This window comes from Rhodococcus koreensis (assembly GCF_017068375.1).
GTDB lineage: Bacteria > Actinomycetota > Actinomycetes > Mycobacteriales > Mycobacteriaceae > Rhodococcus_F > Rhodococcus_F koreensis.
Genome location: NZ_CP070609.1, coordinates 7922011 through 7939708, shown reverse-complemented (window position 1 = coordinate 7939708; position 17698 = coordinate 7922011). Strand labels below are relative to the sequence as shown.

At 67.8% G+C, this 17698-nt stretch carries 17 protein-coding genes; 4 read left to right on the top strand and 13 right to left on the bottom strand.

Features of this window, described 5'->3' with window-relative positions; translation table 11 throughout:
• Positions 1-9: 9 nt before the first annotated feature.
• Both JWS14_RS36035 and JWS14_RS36030 read left to right on the top strand, forming a co-directional pair.
• Positions 10-969 carry a carbohydrate ABC transporter permease gene (locus tag JWS14_RS36035; RefSeq protein ID WP_206015310.1) on the top strand — a complete coding sequence of 320 codons (960 nt, stop codon included), beginning with the start codon at positions 10-12 and terminating at the stop codon, positions 967-969.
• Positions 959-1792, top strand: a complete 834-nt coding sequence (locus JWS14_RS36030; protein WP_072937887.1) for a carbohydrate ABC transporter permease — start codon at positions 959-961, stop codon at positions 1790-1792. The genes JWS14_RS36035 and JWS14_RS36030 overlap by 11 nt, the downstream gene beginning before the upstream one ends.
• A 43-nt stretch (positions 1793-1835) precedes the next feature.
• Here the strand turns inward: JWS14_RS36030 and JWS14_RS36025 are convergent, their stop codons facing one another.
• Complete coding sequence (locus JWS14_RS36025; protein ID WP_206015309.1) at positions 1836-2768, bottom strand: LysR family transcriptional regulator; 933 nt, start codon at positions 2766-2768, stop codon at positions 1836-1838.
• A gap of 177 nt (positions 2769-2945) precedes the next feature.
• Here JWS14_RS36025 and JWS14_RS36020 point away from each other — a divergent pair, with 177 nt between their 5' ends.
• Positions 2946-3383: a protein-tyrosine phosphatase family protein gene (locus JWS14_RS36020; RefSeq protein ID WP_072937992.1), complete on the top strand. Its 438-nt coding sequence runs from the start codon at positions 2946-2948 to the stop codon at positions 3381-3383.
• A gap of 82 nt (positions 3384-3465) precedes the next feature.
• Here the strand turns inward: JWS14_RS36020 and JWS14_RS36015 are convergent, their stop codons facing one another.
• The 3 genes from JWS14_RS36015 to JWS14_RS36005 form a co-directional block, all read right to left on the bottom strand.
• Positions 3466-5739, bottom strand: coding sequence for a polyribonucleotide nucleotidyltransferase (locus tag JWS14_RS36015; protein WP_015890378.1), 2274 nt, complete (start codon positions 5737-5739; stop codon positions 3466-3468).
• Positions 5740-6052: 313 nt separating this feature from the next.
• Positions 6053-6322 (bottom strand): 30S ribosomal protein S15, encoded by a 270-nt coding sequence (rpsO, locus tag JWS14_RS36010; protein ID WP_206015308.1) that lies wholly within the window; start codon positions 6320-6322, stop codon positions 6053-6055.
• Between the two features lie 110 nt (positions 6323-6432).
• Positions 6433-7407, bottom strand: a complete 975-nt coding sequence (locus JWS14_RS36005; protein ID WP_025432373.1) for a bifunctional riboflavin kinase/FAD synthetase — start codon at positions 7405-7407, stop codon at positions 6433-6435.
• A 176-nt stretch (positions 7408-7583) separates the two neighbouring features.
• Between JWS14_RS36005 and JWS14_RS36000 the strand changes: the two genes are divergently transcribed.
• Positions 7584-8297: a metal-dependent transcriptional regulator gene (locus tag JWS14_RS36000; RefSeq protein ID WP_143051390.1), complete on the top strand. Its 714-nt coding sequence runs from the start codon at positions 7584-7586 to the stop codon at positions 8295-8297.
• Between the two features lie 4 nt (positions 8298-8301).
• Here the strand turns inward: JWS14_RS36000 and truB are convergent, their stop codons facing one another.
• From truB to JWS14_RS35955, 9 genes are all read right to left on the bottom strand, one after another.
• Positions 8302-9219, bottom strand: a complete 918-nt coding sequence (gene truB, locus JWS14_RS35995; protein ID WP_095860733.1) for a tRNA pseudouridine(55) synthase TruB — start codon at positions 9217-9219, stop codon at positions 8302-8304.
• Between the two features lie 62 nt (positions 9220-9281).
• Positions 9282-9965 carry a 4'-phosphopantetheinyl transferase Npt gene (gene npt / locus JWS14_RS35990; protein ID WP_206015307.1) on the bottom strand — a complete coding sequence of 228 codons (684 nt, stop codon included), beginning with the start codon at positions 9963-9965 and terminating at the stop codon, positions 9282-9284.
• Positions 9962-10891, bottom strand: a complete 930-nt coding sequence (locus JWS14_RS35985; RefSeq protein WP_072937882.1) for a metallophosphoesterase family protein — start codon at positions 10889-10891, stop codon at positions 9962-9964. Before JWS14_RS35985 ends, npt begins: the two co-directional genes overlap by 4 nt.
• 1 nt (position 10892) lies before the next feature.
• Positions 10893-12281 (bottom strand): MATE family efflux transporter, encoded by a 1389-nt coding sequence (locus JWS14_RS35980; RefSeq protein ID WP_072937881.1) that lies wholly within the window; start codon positions 12279-12281, stop codon positions 10893-10895.
• Between the two features lie 12 nt (positions 12282-12293).
• Entirely contained in the window at positions 12294-13295 is a 1002-nt protein-coding gene (locus JWS14_RS35975; protein ID WP_072937880.1) for a DHH family phosphoesterase, read from the bottom strand.
• 11 nt (positions 13296-13306) lie between these two features.
• Entirely contained in the window at positions 13307-13795 is a 489-nt protein-coding gene (rbfA, locus tag JWS14_RS35970) for a 30S ribosome-binding factor RbfA (protein WP_015890370.1), read from the bottom strand.
• 113 nt (positions 13796-13908) lie between these two features.
• Positions 13909-14199 carry a DUF503 domain-containing protein gene (locus tag JWS14_RS35965; RefSeq protein WP_015890369.1) on the bottom strand — a complete coding sequence of 97 codons (291 nt, stop codon included), beginning with the start codon at positions 14197-14199 and terminating at the stop codon, positions 13909-13911.
• Between the two features lie 101 nt (positions 14200-14300).
• Positions 14301-17225 carry a translation initiation factor IF-2 gene (gene infB / locus JWS14_RS35960; RefSeq protein WP_072937878.1) on the bottom strand — a complete coding sequence of 975 codons (2925 nt, stop codon included), beginning with the start codon at positions 17223-17225 and terminating at the stop codon, positions 14301-14303.
• 105 nt (positions 17226-17330) lie between these two features.
• Complete coding sequence (locus JWS14_RS35955) at positions 17331-17684, bottom strand: YlxR family protein (protein WP_072937877.1); 354 nt, start codon at positions 17682-17684, stop codon at positions 17331-17333.
• Between the last annotated feature and the right edge of the window lie 14 nt (positions 17685-17698).

The following is a 17698-nucleotide window of genomic DNA, read 5'->3' as shown; positions in this document are numbered from 1 at the left end:
GGAAACATCGTGTTCGTCGCCGTACCGGATCTTGCCGACGCGACAACGCCCGTCCGGGAACCGGTGACGGTGCCTGCCACCCGTACCCACCCTCTGCGGAGGGTGGTGCGGGTGGCAGAGCCGTACCTGTTCCTGACACCGGCTGTCGCGCTGCTGATCGTGTGGACGTACCGCCCGCTCGCTCAGGCGGCCCAACTCTCGACCTACTCCTGGAACCTGCTTCCGACCACGCCCATGGTTTCCGTCGGCGCCGACAACTACCGCCGGCTGCTCGAGCTGCCCGCGGTCGGTGACTCCGTGTGGCGGACGGTCGTCCTCATTGTCGGTCTGCTGCCGTTCACGCTCGTGCTACCGGTAGTCGTCGGATTCGCCACACGCGGTGTACACGGACGGGCCCGGGCGGTCTACCAGAGCCTGATCTTCGCGCCCTTTCTCGTCGCCCCGGTCGCGAGCGCGGCCGTGTGGCAGTGGCTCCTCGACCCGGGCGCCGGGATCGTGAACCGGGTGCTGGGCTCGGACACCAACTGGATCCACGAACCTGCCTCGGCGCCGTGGGTGATCGTCGCCGTCACCGGATGGCATTTCCTGGGTTTTGCCGTGCTCGTGGTGTCCGCCGGAATGGCCGGCATCAGCGGGGACTACGCCGAGGCCGCGCAGGTCGACGGTGCGACACGGCGCCAGATCGACTGGTGGATCACGCTGCCGCTGCTGTCGCCCACGCTGGTGTTCCTCGGACTCATGACGGTGCTGCTGAGCGCCCAGTGGACGTTCCCACTCATCGACACCCTCACCCAGGGCGGACCGTCACAGGCGACGACGAACATCTACTACCTGTTGTGGGACTACGGGTTCCACAGCTTCGACGCGGGCCTGAGTGCCGCTGCGGGCATCATGCTGTTCGTCGGATTCGGTCTCGTTGCCGGTGTGCTCGTGTGGATCTCGGAAAGGATCTCGTTCCATGACGACTAGCGAGGCAGTCGTACCCGAACCGTTGTGGCGGCGGGCGCGGGGACATGCCGTCCTCTTCGCCATCACCTTCGTGTGCGCATTTCCCATCTACTGGTTGCTCGCAACGTCACTGCGGCGCCCCGACGACGTCGGCTCCCTCTCCCCCGTACCGTGGCCGTTGTCACTGGGCAACTATGTGGACGCGACCGAGAAGGTCGACGTGATCCGCCTGCTCGCCAACACGTTCGCAGTCGCGGCGGTCTCGGCGGCGGGTCAGCTCCTCGTCGCGCTGCTCGCCTCGTACGCGTTCGCGATGTATTCGTTCCGCTTCCAACGCCTGCTCTACCTCGCATTCGTCGGAACCTGGCTGGTGCCGTTCCAGGTCACGATGCTTCCCAACTACGTGCTGCTGTACCAGCTGGGACTCGTCAACAACCTCGCGGGAGTGATCGTGCCGACCCTGTGTTCCGCGCTGGGGGTCCTGATGCTCCGCCAGCACATGGCCGGCTTCCCGAAGGAACTGGTCGCGGCGGCAAAGCTGGACGGCCGATCCTCGTGGTCCATTCTCTGGACCGTCGTGGTACCGAATCTGCGTCCCGCGCTGGCGGCCTTGGCGATCCTGCTGTTCATCAATGCCTGGAACGAGTACTTCTGGCCCGCGGTGGTCCTGCAGCGCAGCAATTCCGTCGTTCAGCTGGGGCTGCGGAGTTTCATGGGAACCGAGGGCAACGACTGGGGGCCGATGATGGCCGTCGCCGGGCTGGCGTGCCTGCCGGTGTTCGCGCTCTATGTCGTCCTGCAGCGGCACATCGTCAACGCCTTCGTTCGATCCGGGCTGAAATAGGACTCGAAAGACTGCGGATACCCAGCCGGAGACACAGCCGAAATCACATAGCGACCAGGCCACGATCGCTGCGTTTCAATTCGTCGAAATCGTCGATGCAGTCGAGGAATGAGAACACGGCAGGGTTCGCCTCGGCCGTTCGCCATACCGCATACAGGTCGATCGTCGGGATCGGATCGAACAATTTCACCGCCACCGAATTCGCGCCCATCGCACCGAGTCCTCCCGAACTGGCGCGCGGCAGCGACGCGAATCCGACCAACGGCTTGACCGACACCATGTGCGCGGTCGCGCCCGGATCATCGGCGGTCTGAGCGACGTCGAGCGAGATCCGGCTGTCCGACGCCGCACCGAAGATCGAGTCGTACATGGCCGGACACTGATCGCGCGAGAAGATCACACACGCCTGATTCGCCAACTCGGCGAACGGGACCGCGGCGCGTCCAGCCCAGATATGCCCCTTGCCCACGACCGCGACGAGCGGAATCTTCCGCAGGACCAGCCGGTACCGGAAGTCCGCCGTCCTCGGATGCCCGTACACGAGAGCAACGTCGAGCGTGCCGTCCGCGAGGCCCGCAAGCTGCGGTCCGGTTCGCTTCTCCCACAACGAGACCACGACATCCGGATGCACGGCACTCATCTTGGCGAGCGCGGACGGCAGCACGTGCCGGCTCGCCGGCATGTTGTATCCGATGTTCAGGGTTCCCGAGCGCCCTTCCGCGGTGGCCTTTGCAATCTGCGCGGCCTTCTCCATCTGGAAGACGATCAACCGGGCCTGAGCCTCGAATTCCTGGCCCGCAGAGGTCAACTTGACCTCGTGCGAACTCCGCGCGACGAGTCGCACACCCAGAGACTTCTCGAGCTTCTGCAGTTGCGCACTGAGGGACGGCTGGGTGAGATGCAGCCGTGACGCCGCCCGTCCGAAATGTAGTTCCTCGGCGATGGTGATGAATGAGACTAGATGTCTGAACTCCATTGGTCACTCCTCGACGCCATGCGCCGCCTCGATGTCCGGTAGCTCGTGCTGCAAGGCTAGCGAGGAGGCGTAACCGCGGGTGAACTGCGAAAACACGGTGAGAGCCGCAAACGTGATGCATGCATGAACGAGGCCGGGCGCGTCATGAGGACAGATTCCCCGCATAGAGTGACGACCATGATCGACACCTGGGATGCCGACGCTCCCGGAATCCTCCGCCTGCCGTCCGGGCGCCTCGTCCGCGGCCGGGGGTTGCGACGACCGCTCCCCGACGGCCCCCTGCCCGATTTCGCCGTGTACCTGCTGGGGCGCACACCGCCGCCGGTGCAGTGGGACTCACGGTGGGTCCGGTGGCCCGACTTCGCACTGCCCCGGGACCGCCGCGACACTGTGGATGCGCTGGGCGAGGTGTGGCGCCGCGCCGCGTCCGAGCGAGTGGAGGTGGCATGCGGGGGCGGCCGCGGCAGGACGGGCACCGCCCTCGCCTGCATCGCCGTGCTCGACGGGGTGCCTGCGAAGGATGCCGTCGCGTTCGTCCGGCAGCACTATCACCGTCACGCGGTCGAGACGCCGTGGCAGCGGCGGTATGTCGGACGGTTCACCACCGCATCCTGACACGACCCACCGGCACGACCGAGAACGCCGACGGCCCCGCACAGATTCGTGCGGGGCCGCCGGCGTGGTGACCGGGAGAAGACTACTTCTCGGCAGCCGCCTCTTCGCTCTGCTCGGCCGGAGCCGCAGCGCCGTCTTCCTCGACGGGGATCAGCGAGATCTTGCCGCGGTTGTCGATGTCGGCGATCTCGACACGCAACTTCGAGCCGACGCTCACGACGTCCTCGACCTTGGCGATGCGCTTGCCGCTGCCCAGCTTCGAGATGTGCACCAGCCCGTCGCGGCCGGGGAGGAGCGACACGAACGCACCGAAGGCGGTGGTCTTGACGACCGTACCCAGGAAGCGCTCGCCGACCTTCGGCAGCTGCGGGTTGGCGATGGCGTTGATCATGTCGATCGCGGCCTGCGCGGACGGGCCGTCCGTCGCACCGACGAACACGGTGCCGTCATCTTCGATGGAGATGTTGGCGCCGGTCTGCTCGGTGATGGAGTTGATCATCTTGCCCTTGGGGCCGATGACCTCACCGATCTTGTCGACGGGGACCTTGATGGCCGTGACGCGCGGGGCGAACGGGCTCATCTCGTCCGGGGTGTCGATGGCCTCGGCCATGACCTCGAGGATCGTGGCCCGCGCGTCCTTTGCCTGCGACAGCGCGCCGGCGAGGACCTTCGACGGGATGCCGTCGAGCTTCGTGTCGAGCTGCAGAGCCGTGACGAAGTCCTTCGTGCCCGCGACCTTGAAGTCCATGTCGCCGAACGCGTCCTCGGCACCGAGGATGTCGGTGAGCGCGACGTAACGGGTCTCACCGTCGACCTGGTCGGAGACGAGGCCCATGGCGATACCGGCGACCGGAGCCTTCAACGGCACACCAGCGTTGAGCAGTGCGAGCGTCGACGCACACACGGAGCCCATCGAGGTGGAGCCGTTGGAGCTGAGGGCCTCCGAGACCTGACGGATGGCGTACGGGAATTCCTCGACGCTGGGCAGCACGGGCATGAGAGCCCGCTCCGCCAGCGCGCCGTGACCGATCTCGCGGCGCTTCGGCGAACCGACGCGTCCCGTCTCACCGGTGGAGTACGGCGGGAAGTTGTAGTGGTGCATGTACCGCTTGGTCGTCTCGGGTCCGAGCGAATCGACCTGCTGCGCCATCTTCACCATGTCGAGGGTGGTGACACCCAGGATCTGGGTCTCGCCGCGCTCGAACAGAGCGGAGCCGTGGGCACGCGGAACGATGGCGACCTCGGCCGACAGCGAACGGATGTCCGTGATGCCGCGGCCGTCGATGCGGAACTGGTCGCGCAGGATGCGCTGACGGACCAGCTTCTTCGTCAGCGAGCGGAATGCCGCGCCGAGTTCCTTCTCGCGTCCCTCGAAGTTCGGGGCGACCTGCTCGAGGACCTCGACCTTGACCTCGTCGGTCTTGTCGTCGCGCTCCTGCTTGCCGGCGATGGTCAGCGCCGCGCTGAGCTTCTCCGCTGCGGCGGCCTCGACGGCGGCGAACACGTCGTCCTGGTACGCCGGGAAGACGGGGAAGTCACCGGTGGGCTTGGCCGCCTTGACCGCGAGCTGCTGCTGTGCGGTGCACAGGCGAGCGATGAACGGCTTGGCGGCTTCGAGGCCCTCGGCCACGATCGTCTCGGTGGGAGCCTGTGCGCCACCGTCGATCAGGGAGATCACGTTGTCGGTGGCCTCGGCCTCGACCATCATGATCGCGACGTCGGCGTCGTCACCGCTGCCGGAGACGATGCGACCGGCGACGACCATGTCGAAGACGGCGTTCTCGAGCTGCTCGACGGTGGGGAATGCGACCCACTGGCCGGCCTTGTTCTCGTCCGACGTGATGAGTGCGACACGCACGCCACCGACGGGGCCGGAGAACGGCAGTCCGGCGATCTGGGTGGAGGCCGACGCGGCGTTGATCGCGACCACGTCGTACAGGTCCTGCGGGTTCAGGCTCATCACCGTGACCACGACCTGGATCTCGTTGCGCAGGCCGTCGACGAACGACGGACGCAGCGGCCGGTCGATCAGGCGGCAGGTCAGGATCGCGTCCGTGGAGGGGCGGCCCTCACGACGGAAGAACGAGCCGGGGATGCGGCCCGCGGCGTACATGCGCTCCTCGACGTCCACCGTGAGGGGGAAGAAGTCGAAGTGCTCCTTGGGGTGCTTGCTGGCGCTCGTCGCGGACAGCAGCATCGTCTCGTCGTCCAGGTAGGCGACGACGGCGCCGGCGGCCTGCTGCGCGAGGCGACCGGTCTCGAAACGAATGGTGCGGGTTCCGAAGGACCCGTTGTCGATCACGGCGGTGGATTCGAACACGCCCTCATCGACTTCTACTGCGGAATTCTCTGTCATCTCTTCTTTTCACTTCCCTCTCGTCTTCGCCGTACCCGCGGGGGCGTTCTCACCCTCCTGGCGAGAACTGCGCACCTGAGGGACATCCCCCTCTCGAGTTCTCGGGATGTCACTGTGCGGAGGCGGCCGTCGATCGAAGTCCGCCGGACCGTGTCCGGAAGACCACTACCGAAGACCGACACCACATTCTCGGGTGCATACGGTAGTGCTGCCCTCGGCAGCTAACACCGATAGCCAGCGAGGCCCAGTCTAAGCAAGGCCCCGCCGGCTACCGGAGTGATTTGCGATCGAAATGACCGCGATGTTGCGAAACTCAGCGACGCAGGCCGAGACGCTCGATCAGCGAGCGGTAACGCTCGATGTCGACCTTCTGGACGTACTTGAGCAGACGACGACGGCGTCCGACCAGCAGCAGGAGGCCGCGGCGGGAGTGGTGGTCGTGCTTGTGCATCTTGAGGTGTTCGGTGAGATCGACGATGCGCTTGGTGAGCATGGCCACCTGCGCCTCCGGCGAACCGGTGTCGGTCTCGTGCAGGCCGTACTCGCTCAGAACCTGCTTCTTCTCTGCGGTGGTCAATGCCACTGGTTCACTCCTGGTGATGACGTTCGCGTGCAAGGATCGAAACTCGGCGCGGCCACCGCGAACCGCAGCGCACGCCAGCGGCCTACTTTACCAGCTGAAATGCGGGTGCTTTACCGCACGTCCTCCGATGCCGCGAGGATCGCGCGCGCACGCTCGGCGTCTTTGCCCATCGCGACGATCAGGTCGTCGACGGAATCGAACTTCTCCATCCCGCGGAGTCGCTCGACGAGGTCGACGGCCACGTGCTGGCCGTACAGGTCGGCTTCCCGGTCGAGGACGAAGGCCTCCACGGTGCGCGTCCGCCCGGAGAACGTCGGATTGGTACCCACCGACACGGCAGCCATGTACCGCTCACCGGAGGTGACGGTGCCCAGGTCGACTCCGTGCCCGAGCACGGTGAACCAGGCGGCGTACACGCCGTCCGCGGGAATCGCGGCATACATCGGCGGCGCGACGTTCGCGGTCGGGTAGCCGAGCTGGCGTCCGCGACCGTCGCCGTGGACGACGACGCCCTCGACACGGTGCGGGCGGCCAAGGGCCTCCGTCGCGGCGGCCATGTCGCCGGCGTCCACACAGGAGCGGATGTAGGTGGACGAGAACGTGACCGCATGCTCTGCGAGCAACGTCACACCGTCGACCGCGAAACCGAACCGGTCGCCGATCTGCCGCAGCAGGTCGACGTTGCCCGCGGCCTTCTTGCCGAACGTGAAGTTCTCACCGACGACGACGTCCGCCACGTGCAGGCGCTCCACGAGGATCTCGTGGGCGTACCGCTCCGGCGTCAGCTTCATGAATTCGGCGGTGAACGGCATGACGCAGAACACGTCGATGCCCAGCTCCTCCGCGAGCTCCGCCCTGCGGGCCAGCGTCGTGAGCTGGGCGGGATGACTGCCCGGACGAACCACTTCCATCGGATGAGGATCGAAAGTCATGAGCACGCTGGGTATTCCACGCGTGCGGGCAGCCGCCACCGCTCGACTGATCAATTGGGCGTGACCTCGGTGCACGCCATCGAATACGCCGATCGTGAGAACACAACGACCCCAGTCGGCAGGAACCTCGTCGAGACCACGCCATCTCAGCACGAGTGGCAGCCTACGGTGCCGCGCGCCGATGTTCATCTTCGGACCGGCTGTCCGGCGGTCCGGCGTGGCCGGGAAACGTCACGACCTCGCGGTTCGCGGTCGACGGTGACGTCCCCCGGGGACAGATCAGGTGTGTCGATGTGTCTCGCCGGTAAGACTTGCCTAAGCTCGTTGGCGTGGCCGTGAACAAGAATGACCAGAGCGTGACCGAGGACTCGACCTCCGAGACCGGGGCGCTCTCGGCAGTGGCGCAGGACTACCTGAAGGTCATCTGGACCGTTCAGGAGTGGTCGCAGGAGCGGGTCTCCACGAAACTGCTCTCCGAGAAGATCGGGGTGTCCGCGTCCACCGTGTCGGAGGCCATCCGGAAACTGTCCGATCAGGGCCTCGTCGACCACGCCCGCTACGGGTCGATCGCCCTGACCGAGGCGGGGCGCGTGGCGGCCGTCGGAATGGTCCGCAGGCACCGCCTCATCGAGACGTACCTGGTGCACGAACTCGGCTATGGCTGGGACGAGGTACACGACGAGGCGGAGGTGCTCGAGCACGCCGTCTCGGACCTGATGATCTCCCGGATGGACGCCAAGCTCGGCCATCCCGAACGCGATCCGCACGGCGATCCGATCCCCGCGGTCGACGGGTCGGTGCCCACTCCCCCGGCACGTCAGCTCAGCGACTTCGTCAACGGCGAGAGCGGCCGCATCGCCCGCATCTCGGACTCCGACCCGGCCATGCTGCGGTACTTCGACTCGGTGGGTGTGGCACTGGACGTGACGGTGACGGTGCTGGAGCGACGCGACTACGCCGGCACCGTGTCGGTCCGGATCGGCGTCCAGGAGGACACCGTCGAGCTCGGAAACCCCGCAGCCCAGGCCATCTGGCTGGTGTGAGCCGCTACCTCAGGGTCGCGGGACGGACCACCATCACCGAACTCGCCCGCTTTCCCCGCTCCTGGAGCAGCGCGATCGTGTGCCCACTCGGATCGATCGCGGCGTAGACGCCCTTGATTCCGATCGGCTCGAGCCAGCGACCCTGACTGATCGCTTCGGCCTCGTCCGCGTCGATCTGCCGGTGCGGGAACGCGGTCTGCGCGGCGGCGTCGATGTCGAGACTGACGCCCGGCTCCTCGGCCAACTGTTCCAGCGTGCGCGCGTGCTCGAGGGTGAACGGTCCCACCCGGGTCCGTCGCAGCGACGTGAGATGCCCGCCGACACCGATCAACGCGATCCCCAGATCACGGGCGAGCGCCCGCACATAGGTTCCGGACGAACATTCCACCTCGACGTCGAGGTCGACGAACGTGCCCTCGGTGCGCCTCGCGATCACCTCGAACCGGGACACCGTGACCGACCGGGGCGCGAGTTCGAACTCCTCACCCGCGCGGATCAGCGCGTGCGCCCGCCGGCCGTCCACCTTGATGGCGCTGACGCTCGACGGGACCTGCTGGATGTCCCCGGTGAGGGTGCGCACCTGCGCCGCGATCTCCTCGTCCCTCACGCCGGACGCATCGGCCGACGCGACGACGTCACCCTCGGCGTCGTCGGTGGTGGTGGCCTGCCCCAACCGAATCGTGGCCGTGTACGCCTTGGTCGTCAGCGCGAGGAGCCCCAGCAGCTTCGTCGCCCGCTCCACACCGAGCACCAGCACCCCGGTGGCCATCGGGTCCAGAGTGCCCGCGTGGCCGACCTTCCGGGTGCCGAGTAGCTTGCGACACCGGGCCACCACGTCGTGGCTGGTGACGCCCGCGTCCTTGTCGACGATGAGCAGTCCGGCGCCGACGAGACCGGAAGAGGGCTTTTCACGTGCAGACACGAGGCCCGATTCTGCCAGCCGCCGTCACGGCGTCGAAATCAGTGCACCGCACAGTCCCGAAATCAGTGCACCGCAATGGCAGTGATGATGAGTCCGTCGGACACCATCCACCGTCCGTCGAACGACGCCAGCGGTGGTCCGTCGACGGTCTCCCCGGAGATGAGGAGATCCGAATGGAACGTGCCGGTGCCGTCGCCGGACGCCTCGAACGTGATGTGCGCGTCCTCGAACCCGAGCCACCGGGCGGTGAGCGGGAACCACGCCTTGTACGTGGCTTCCTTGGCGCAGAACAGCAGCCTGTCCCGGTGCACCGGACCGCCGGTCGCCGATCGCCACTGCCCGGAGTCCGCCGCACCCGACAGCCAGTCGCGTTCGGCGGGCAGGCTCACCGCGTCCAGCACCCCGTCGGGCAGCGCGTCGTGCGGTTCGGCGTCGATGCCGACGGACCGCACCTGCATCGCGTAGCCGAGCGCCGCGCCGCGGTAACCGTCGCAGTGGGTGAGGCTTCCGACCACGCCGCGCGGCCACACCGGGGAACCCTTGTCGCCCCGCAGAACAGGGGCCTGGTCCACACCCAGCTTCGTCATCGCGAGGCGGGCGCAGTAGCGTGCGGTGGTGAATTCGCGTCGCCGCTTCTCCACCGCCCGCCCGATCAGCGCCTCCTCCTGCGGGTACGGACGCAGCCCCGCCGGGTCCTCGAACAGTTCGGAGGACACCACGCCGGCCGGCAGAATTCTCTCGATCACAGGGCCCCCCTCGCCCGCATCTTCTCCACTTCGGCTTCCTGTTCGGGAGTGACCTTGAAGTGGCCGCCCCACTTGTTCAGCGTGCCCGGCGGATACTCCGGCACCGGGAGGATCTGCCGCAGCAGGTTGTCCGGGAGTCCCCGCCGCTGCCACTCCCGCGGGTAGCCCAGCGATACCTCCTCGAACCGCACCCCGTCGTAGTAGGTGGTGCGCGGAATGTGCAGATGCCCGTACACGGCGCAGACGGCGTTGTACCGGGTGTGCCAGTCCGCGGTCAGTTCGGTGCCGCACCACAGCGAGAACTCCGGGTACCACAGCACCTGCGTGGGCTGACGCACCAGCGGGAAGTGGTTGATCAGAACGGTGCGGGTGCCGGCGGGGAGGGCGTCCAGCCGGGCCTTCGTCGTCTCGACGCGGTTGCGGCACCAGGCGTCCCGGGTTCCGTACGGTTCGCTCGACAGCAGGAACTCGTCCGTGGCCACCACGTTCTTCTCCCGCGCGATCGCGAGGCCTTCCTCCTTGGTGGTGGCGCCGTCGGGCAGGAACGTGTAGTCGTACAGCAGGAACATCGGGACCAGCGTGACCGGGCCGTCCTCCCCCTCCCACACCGGGAACGGGTCCTCGGGGGTGATGACCCCGATCTCGCGGCACATGGTGACGAGGTAGTCGTAGCGGGCGGCGCCGTGGATCTGCACCGGGTCCTTCGCCGTCGTCCACAGTTCGTGGTTGCCGGGAACCCAGATGACCTGCGCGAAACGACTCCGCAGAAGTTTCAGCGCCCACCGGATGTCGTCGGTCTTCTCCGACACGTCCCCGGCGACGATCAGCCAGTCCTCGGGCGAGTCCGGGTAGATGTCCTCGGTGATCGGGCGGTTTCCCCGGTGCCCCACATGGGTGTCGCTCACCGCCATCAGTTTGGGTGCCACGTCAACCACCTTTCCGATCGTGCTCCGCCGCCGGATCGCTGTCCGATCCGTGCCGTGCCTGCAGGTCGGCCCCGACCACTGCCCAGCGGCCCGATCCGACCCGCCACACGACCGCAAGCATCCGAAGAATTAAGAACACCGTGAGTCCCGTCCAGATTCCCGCCAGGCCCCAGTCGTTCAGCATCGACAGCCAGATCAGTGGCAGGAACCCGGCCAGCGCGCAGGCCAGCGTGGCGTTCCGGAGGAAGGCGACGTCCCCGGCCCCGAGCAGCACTCCGTCGAGCGCGAACACGACGCCGGCCACCGGCATGATCGCGACGAAGAACCACCACGCCACCGCCATCTCGTCGAGCACGGCCCGGTCGGAGGTGAACAGTTCGGGGATCACGCCGTGACCGAGGGCGAAGATCAGGGCGAGTCCGGCCGCGAAGATCGTGGACCACCGGGTGATGCGCCACGACAGTCGCGTGGCGCCTGCAGCGTGCCCGGCACCGAGTGCGGCACCGACGAGCGCCTGCGCGGCGATCGCCAGGGAGTCGAGGGTGAGGGCCACGAGGTTCCACAGCTGCAGTACCACCTGGTGGGCGGCGACCGCGGCGGCGCCGAACCGGGACGCGACGGCGGCGGCCGAGAGGAAGCACGCCTGGAACGCCAGACTACGCAGGATCAGGTCGCGGCCGAGAACCATCTGGGCGCGCATGACGTGCCACCGCGGGCGCAACGGCACCCGCTCCACCACCAGCGCCCCGACGAACAGACTCGCGGACACGGCCTGCCCGGTCACGTTCGCGACCGCCGAACCCTCGAGTTCCAGCCGCGGCGCGCCCCACAATCCGTACACCAGCACCGGGCAGGCCACAGCCGACACGACCAGACCGGCGATCACGAAACGCAGGGGCCGCACCGTGTTCTGCACACCCCGCATCCAGCCGTTGCCCGCCATCGCGATGAGGATCAGCGGGGCGCCGAACACCGCGATCCGCAACCAGCTCCCGGCGGCCGCCGCGATGTCGGAGCCACCCGCTATCGCCGACGTGACCGGGCGTCCGAACAGCTGGACCAGCGCGATCACCAGCGCGCCGATGCCCAGTGCCAGCCAGGTGGCCTGGACACCCTCCCGGACCGCGCCGCGCTCGTCGCCGGCCCCGTGCATGCGGGACGCGCGCGCCGTCGTGCCATAGGACAGGAACGTCAGCTGGGTGCTGACCTGGGCGAGAATGAGGCCACCGACGGCAAGACCCGCGAGCGCCAGCGCACCCAGACGGCCGACGACAGCGATGTCGAAGAGCAGATAGATCGGTTCGGCCGCGAGCACACCGAGCGCCGGCAACGCCAGCCCGAACACCGTCCGGGCGGTCGCGTCGCCCGTGACTTCCGAAACCTCAGCCAACGATTTCGGACCTCAGCCGAGCGATTCGACGAGCGAGTTCACGATCTCGTCCGCAGAGTTCACGGCCGTGTAGCCGGCGGCGAACCGGTGACCGCCGCCGCCGAGGTACCCGGCGACGACCGAGACGTCCACGTCGGATTTCGACCGCAGCGACACCGACCACGTGCCGTCCACCGCCTCCTTGAGGACGGCCGCGACCTCCGCCTCGGACGTCGTCCGGACGATGTCGATGACGCTCTCGATCTCTTCCGAGCGCAGATCCCCGACGTAGGCCTGCCGGATGACGGCGTAGACGAGTCCCCGCCCGCCCGCCGCCTCCGGGACGAGCGTCGCCGATCCGAGCACCGACGACAGCATCGGCAGCCAGCCGAACGGGTGGGTGTCGAGCAGGCGACGGGCGATGCGGGCCCCGTCGATGCCGGTGGCGAGGAGCCGCTCCGCGAGGGTGTGGGTGCCGGGCTGCACCCAGCGGAACGAACCGGTGTCGGTCACGAGACCCGCGTACAGGCAGTGCGCGAGGTCTGCGTCGATGTCCACACCCCACACGTCGAACATCTGCGCCACGACAGCGGTCGTCGACTCCGCCGACTCGTCGATCAGGTTCATGCGACCGAACCGGGTGTTGGACCGGTGGTGATCGATGACGAGGGTCTCCCCCGCGTTCGCGAGCCGGCCGGCGAGCTTCCCGAGACGTCCGGCGCTCCCGCAGTCGACGGTCACGAGCAGATCGACGTTGCGGCGCACCTGGTCCGCGGGCACCAGCAGGTGGGTGCCCGGCAGTTCCCGCATCGACTCCGGCAGTTCATCGGGCGCGCCGAACGCGACCTGCACCGGAATCCCTTTGCGCTCGAGCACCAATGCCAGGGCGAGTCCACTGCCGATCGTGTCGGCATCGGGTTGGACGTGACACAGAATCGTCACCGACGTCGCGTTCTCGAGAACGGCGACCGCTTGCGGCAGAAACACCTCGTGACGATCGAGATCAGACAGGGACGTCTCCTGAGTGTGGGTCATGTCGGTTCGTGTCAGTCCGCCTGGCGGGACCGGGACGGCTCGTCGACTTCGGCGTCGTCCGCGTCCTCGACTCGGGGTTCCTTGTACGGGTCGGGGTCGCCGGCCGGGGACGCACCGGCCGCGACCCGCGCGACCTCGTCGTCGGCGGCGCGAGCGCGGGCGAGGAGTTCCTCCATGTGCCGCGCCGTGTCGGGGACCGTGTCCGCGACGAACGTCAGCGTGGGCGTGAACCGGACTCCGGTGCCTGCGCCCACCTTCGAGCGCAGAACACCCTTCGCCTTCTCCAGTCCCGCAGCCGCGGACACGAGGTCCGGTTCGGACTCGAGGTCGGCGCCCATCACGGTGTAGTAGACAGTGGCGTCGTGAAGGTCGGCCGTCACCTTGGTATCGGTGATCGTGACGAACGCCAGGCGAGGGTCCTTGATTTCGTGGTCGATCGCCGTCGCGACGATCGTGCCGATGCGCTTGGCGAGTTTGCGTGCCCGGGCGGGATCCACCATGACAATCAGACTCCTCTCCCTGGCCGCTGGATAAGTTGTGAAGTTGCGGTGTAGCTGTAGTTCATTCTGCACGCCGGGCCGCGCATGCGGCGGGGCGGGCAAGGCGCTCCGAATCAGTCCTCGGGGCCGAAAATCCTCCGCCGGACCGCAAGGAGTTGCAGTTCCGGCATCCCGGCGACGTGCCGTTCGCACGTGTCGAGCACCTCGTGTACGTGATCGACCGCCGAACTCGCCATCGTGACGCCGAGCATCGACCGGCGGTACCGATCCTGTTCCCCGGTCTCCGCCGCCGAGACGCCGTAACGTCGCAGCTCCGCCAGAACCGGTTTGACCATTGCACGTTTCTCTTTCAGAGATCGCACGTCACCGAGCAAGATGTCGAGCTCGAGCGCACCGACGTACAAACTTTCCTCCTTCGGGGAGACGTGCGCTCCCCCGGCCGATCGACTCGGCCGGAGAAGCGCACGCCGGATGACGCTGCTGCGTCACCCCAAACGGATGGCGACTAGTCGCGCGGCTTTTCCCGAAGCTCGTAGGCCTCGATGACGTCACCGACCTTGATGTCGGAGTAGGTGAGCGTCAAACCGCACTCGTAACCCTCGCGTACCTCGACAGCGTCCTCCTTCTCCCGCTTCAGCGAGGAGATGGTGACGGTCTCGGCGACAACCGTGTTGTCACGCAGCAGCCGGGCCTTCGCATTGCGACGGATGGTACCCGAGGTGACGAGGCAACCGGCAATGTTGCCGACCTTGGACGAACGGAACATCGCGCGGATCTCCGCCTTGCCCAGCTCGACCTCTTCGTAGATCGGCTTGAGCATGCCCTTGAGAGCCTTCTCGACCTCGTCGATGGCCTGGTAGATCACCGAGTAGTACCGGATGTCGACGCCCTCGCGGTTCGCCAACTCGGTCGCCTTGCCCTCGGCGCGCACGTTGAACCCGATGATGATCGCGTTCGACGCAGCGGCCAGGTTGACGTTGGTCTCGGTGACGCCACCGACACCGCGGTCGATGACCCGCAACTGCACCTCGTCGTCGATCTCGATGCCGTGCAGCGCCTCTTCCAAGGCCTCCACGGTTCCCGAGTTGTCGCCCTTGAGGATGAGGTTGAGCTGCGACGTCTCCTTGAGAGCCGAATCCAGGTCCTCGAGGCTGATGCGCTTGCGACTCTTCGCGGCCAGAGCGTTGCGCTTCCGCGCATTGCGCCGGTCGGCGATCTGACGGGCGATGCGGTCCTCGTCGACCACGAGCAGGTTGTCGCCTGCACCGGGGACCGACGTGAAGCCGACCACCTGGACGGGACGCGAGGGCAGGGCCTCGAGCACGTCGTCGCCGTGCTCGTCGACCATGCGGCGCACACGTCCGTATGCGTCGCCGGCCACGATCGAGTCGCCGACCCGCAGCGTTCCGCGCTGGATGAGCACGGTCGCGACGGGGCCGCGTCCACGGTCGAGGTGCGCCTCGATGGCGACACCCTGAGCGTCCATGTCCGGGTTGGCCCGCAGGTCCAGGGCGGCGTCCGCCGTCAACAGCACTGCTTCGAGCAGCGCGTCGATGTTGGTGCCCTGCTTCGCCGAGATGTCGACGAACATGGTGTCTCCGCCGTATTCCTCGGTGACCAGTCCGTACTCGGTGAGCTGCTGCCGGATCTTGTCCGGGTTCGCGCCTTCCTTGTCGATCTTGTTCACCGCGACCACGATCGGCACGTCGGCCGCCTGGGCGTGGTTGATCGCTTCCACCGTCTGCGGCATGACGCCGTCGTCGGCGGCGACGACCAGGATCGCGAGGTCGGTGGCCTTGGCACCACGGGCACGCATGGCCGTGAAGGCCTCGTGACCGGGGGTGTCGATGAACGTCACGAGACGCTCGTTGCCGTCGAGCTCGGTCAGCACCTGGTAGGCACCGATGTGCTGCGTGATGCCGCCGGCCTCGCCCTCACGGACGTTGGCCTTGCGGATCGTGTCGAGCAGTCGGGTCTTACCGTGGTCGACGTGGCCCATGACGGTGACCACCGGCGGCCGGGACTCGAGGTCCTCTTCGCCGCCCTCGTCCTCGCCGTAGGTGAGGTCGAAGCTGTCGAGCAGCTCGCGGTCCTCGTCCTCCGGGCTGACAACCTGGACGACGTAGTTCATCTCGCCGCCGAGCAGTTCCAGCGTCTCGTCGTTGACCGACTGGGTCGCCGTCACCATCTCGCCGAGGTTGAACAGTGCCTGCACCAACGCTGCGGGGTTCGCGTCGATCTTCTCCGCGAAGTCCGACAGGGAAGCACCGCGGGCGAGGCGAATGGTCTCGCCGTTGCCACGGGGCAACCGCACGCCGCCGACGGCGGGCGCCTGCATGGAATCGTATTCCTGGCGCTTCTGCCGCTTCGACTTGCGACCACGACGCGGGGCGCCACCGGGACGACCGAAGGCACCTGCTGCCGCACCGCGCTGACCGGGGCGTCCACCGCCACCGGGACGACCGCGGAAACCACCTGCGGGTGCTCCGCCACCGGGCGCGCCTGCGCCGGCACCGGGGGCTCCGCCGCCGCGGTATCCACCGCCGCCGCCACCGGGACGACCGCCGGGGGCTCCGCCGGGACGGCCGGGACGACCGCCGGGAGCGGGACGTGCCGAACGAGCGGGCATCGCGCCCGGGTTGGGGCGAGGAGGCATCGAGCCGGGGCTGGGACGAGGTCCACCCTGACCCGGTGCCGGACGGGGACCGCCCTGGCCGGGAGCCGGACGGGGTCCACCCTGACCGGGAGCCGGACGAGGACCGCCCTGACCCGGTGCCGGACGAGGTCCACCCTGGCCGGGAGCCGGACGGGGTGCACCCGGACGCGGCGCGCCGGGAGCGGGACGGGGTGCCGGACGCTCGGCCGGAGCCGAGGAGTACGGGTTGTTACCGACGCGCGGGGGCTTCGGGCCGGGACGGGGTCCGCCGGGCTTGGCGCCCGTGGACGGAGCCGCGGGAGCACTGGCCGCCGCCGGGGCGGCCGGGGCTGCGGGTGCGGCCGGAGCCGGGGCAGCCGGGGTGGGGCGACCGGGCTTGGGAGCATTGCTCGCCGGTGCAGCCGGGGTGACTGCGCTCGCTGCGGGTGCGGCCGGTGCCGGGGCCTGAGCCTCGGGAGTGGGCGCGGGTGCTGCTGCAGCGGGTGCGGCCGGAGCCGGGGCTGCCGGCTTGGGGCCGGGACGGGGTCCGCCCGGCTTGGCCGAGGTCACGGGGGCGCTCGGCGCGGGCGCGCCGGGCTTGGCAGCCGGACGGGCTGCGGAATCGGCCGACTTCGCCGACGGGAAGGACTCCCGCAGACGCCTGGCGACGGGCGCCTCCACTGTGGAGGACGCCGACTTCACGAACTCGCCCTGCTCCTTGAGCGTTGCGAGTAGTTCTTTACTTGTGACACCGAGTTCTTTAGCCAACTCGTGCACGCGGGCCTTGCCTGCCACTGCTCTCCTCACTGATGAGGTCGAGCAGGAGGCTCCCCTGAGAGGGGCCCGCACGACCTCGGGTTATCTCCGATGGACGATCATCGCTGGTGCTTCACGGTGTGCTCATGAGTGCTTGTGCCTGTTCTGTTCGAGAGGTACTGCTCTGGGTGGGTGCCCTGCGCGTACCCAGTGGTCGACTTCTGACGTGTCGACACTTCCGGACACTCGCAGCGCTCTGCCGAATGCTCGGCGTCGTTCCGCGAGACTCAGGCAAACCTCGACGGGGTGCAGCCACGCACCTCGACCGGGAAGCCTGCGCCTCGGGTCCGGGGCGAGAACATGACCTTGCGGCCCGCTCTCACTAACCACAACCCTGAGCAGATCGACAGCCAGCGCGCGCTCCCTACATCCTATGCATGTTCGGACCGGTGAACCGGTAGGAACGCGCGCGGAATCGGGATGCTCATGCTGAACCATTGACCACTCTACCG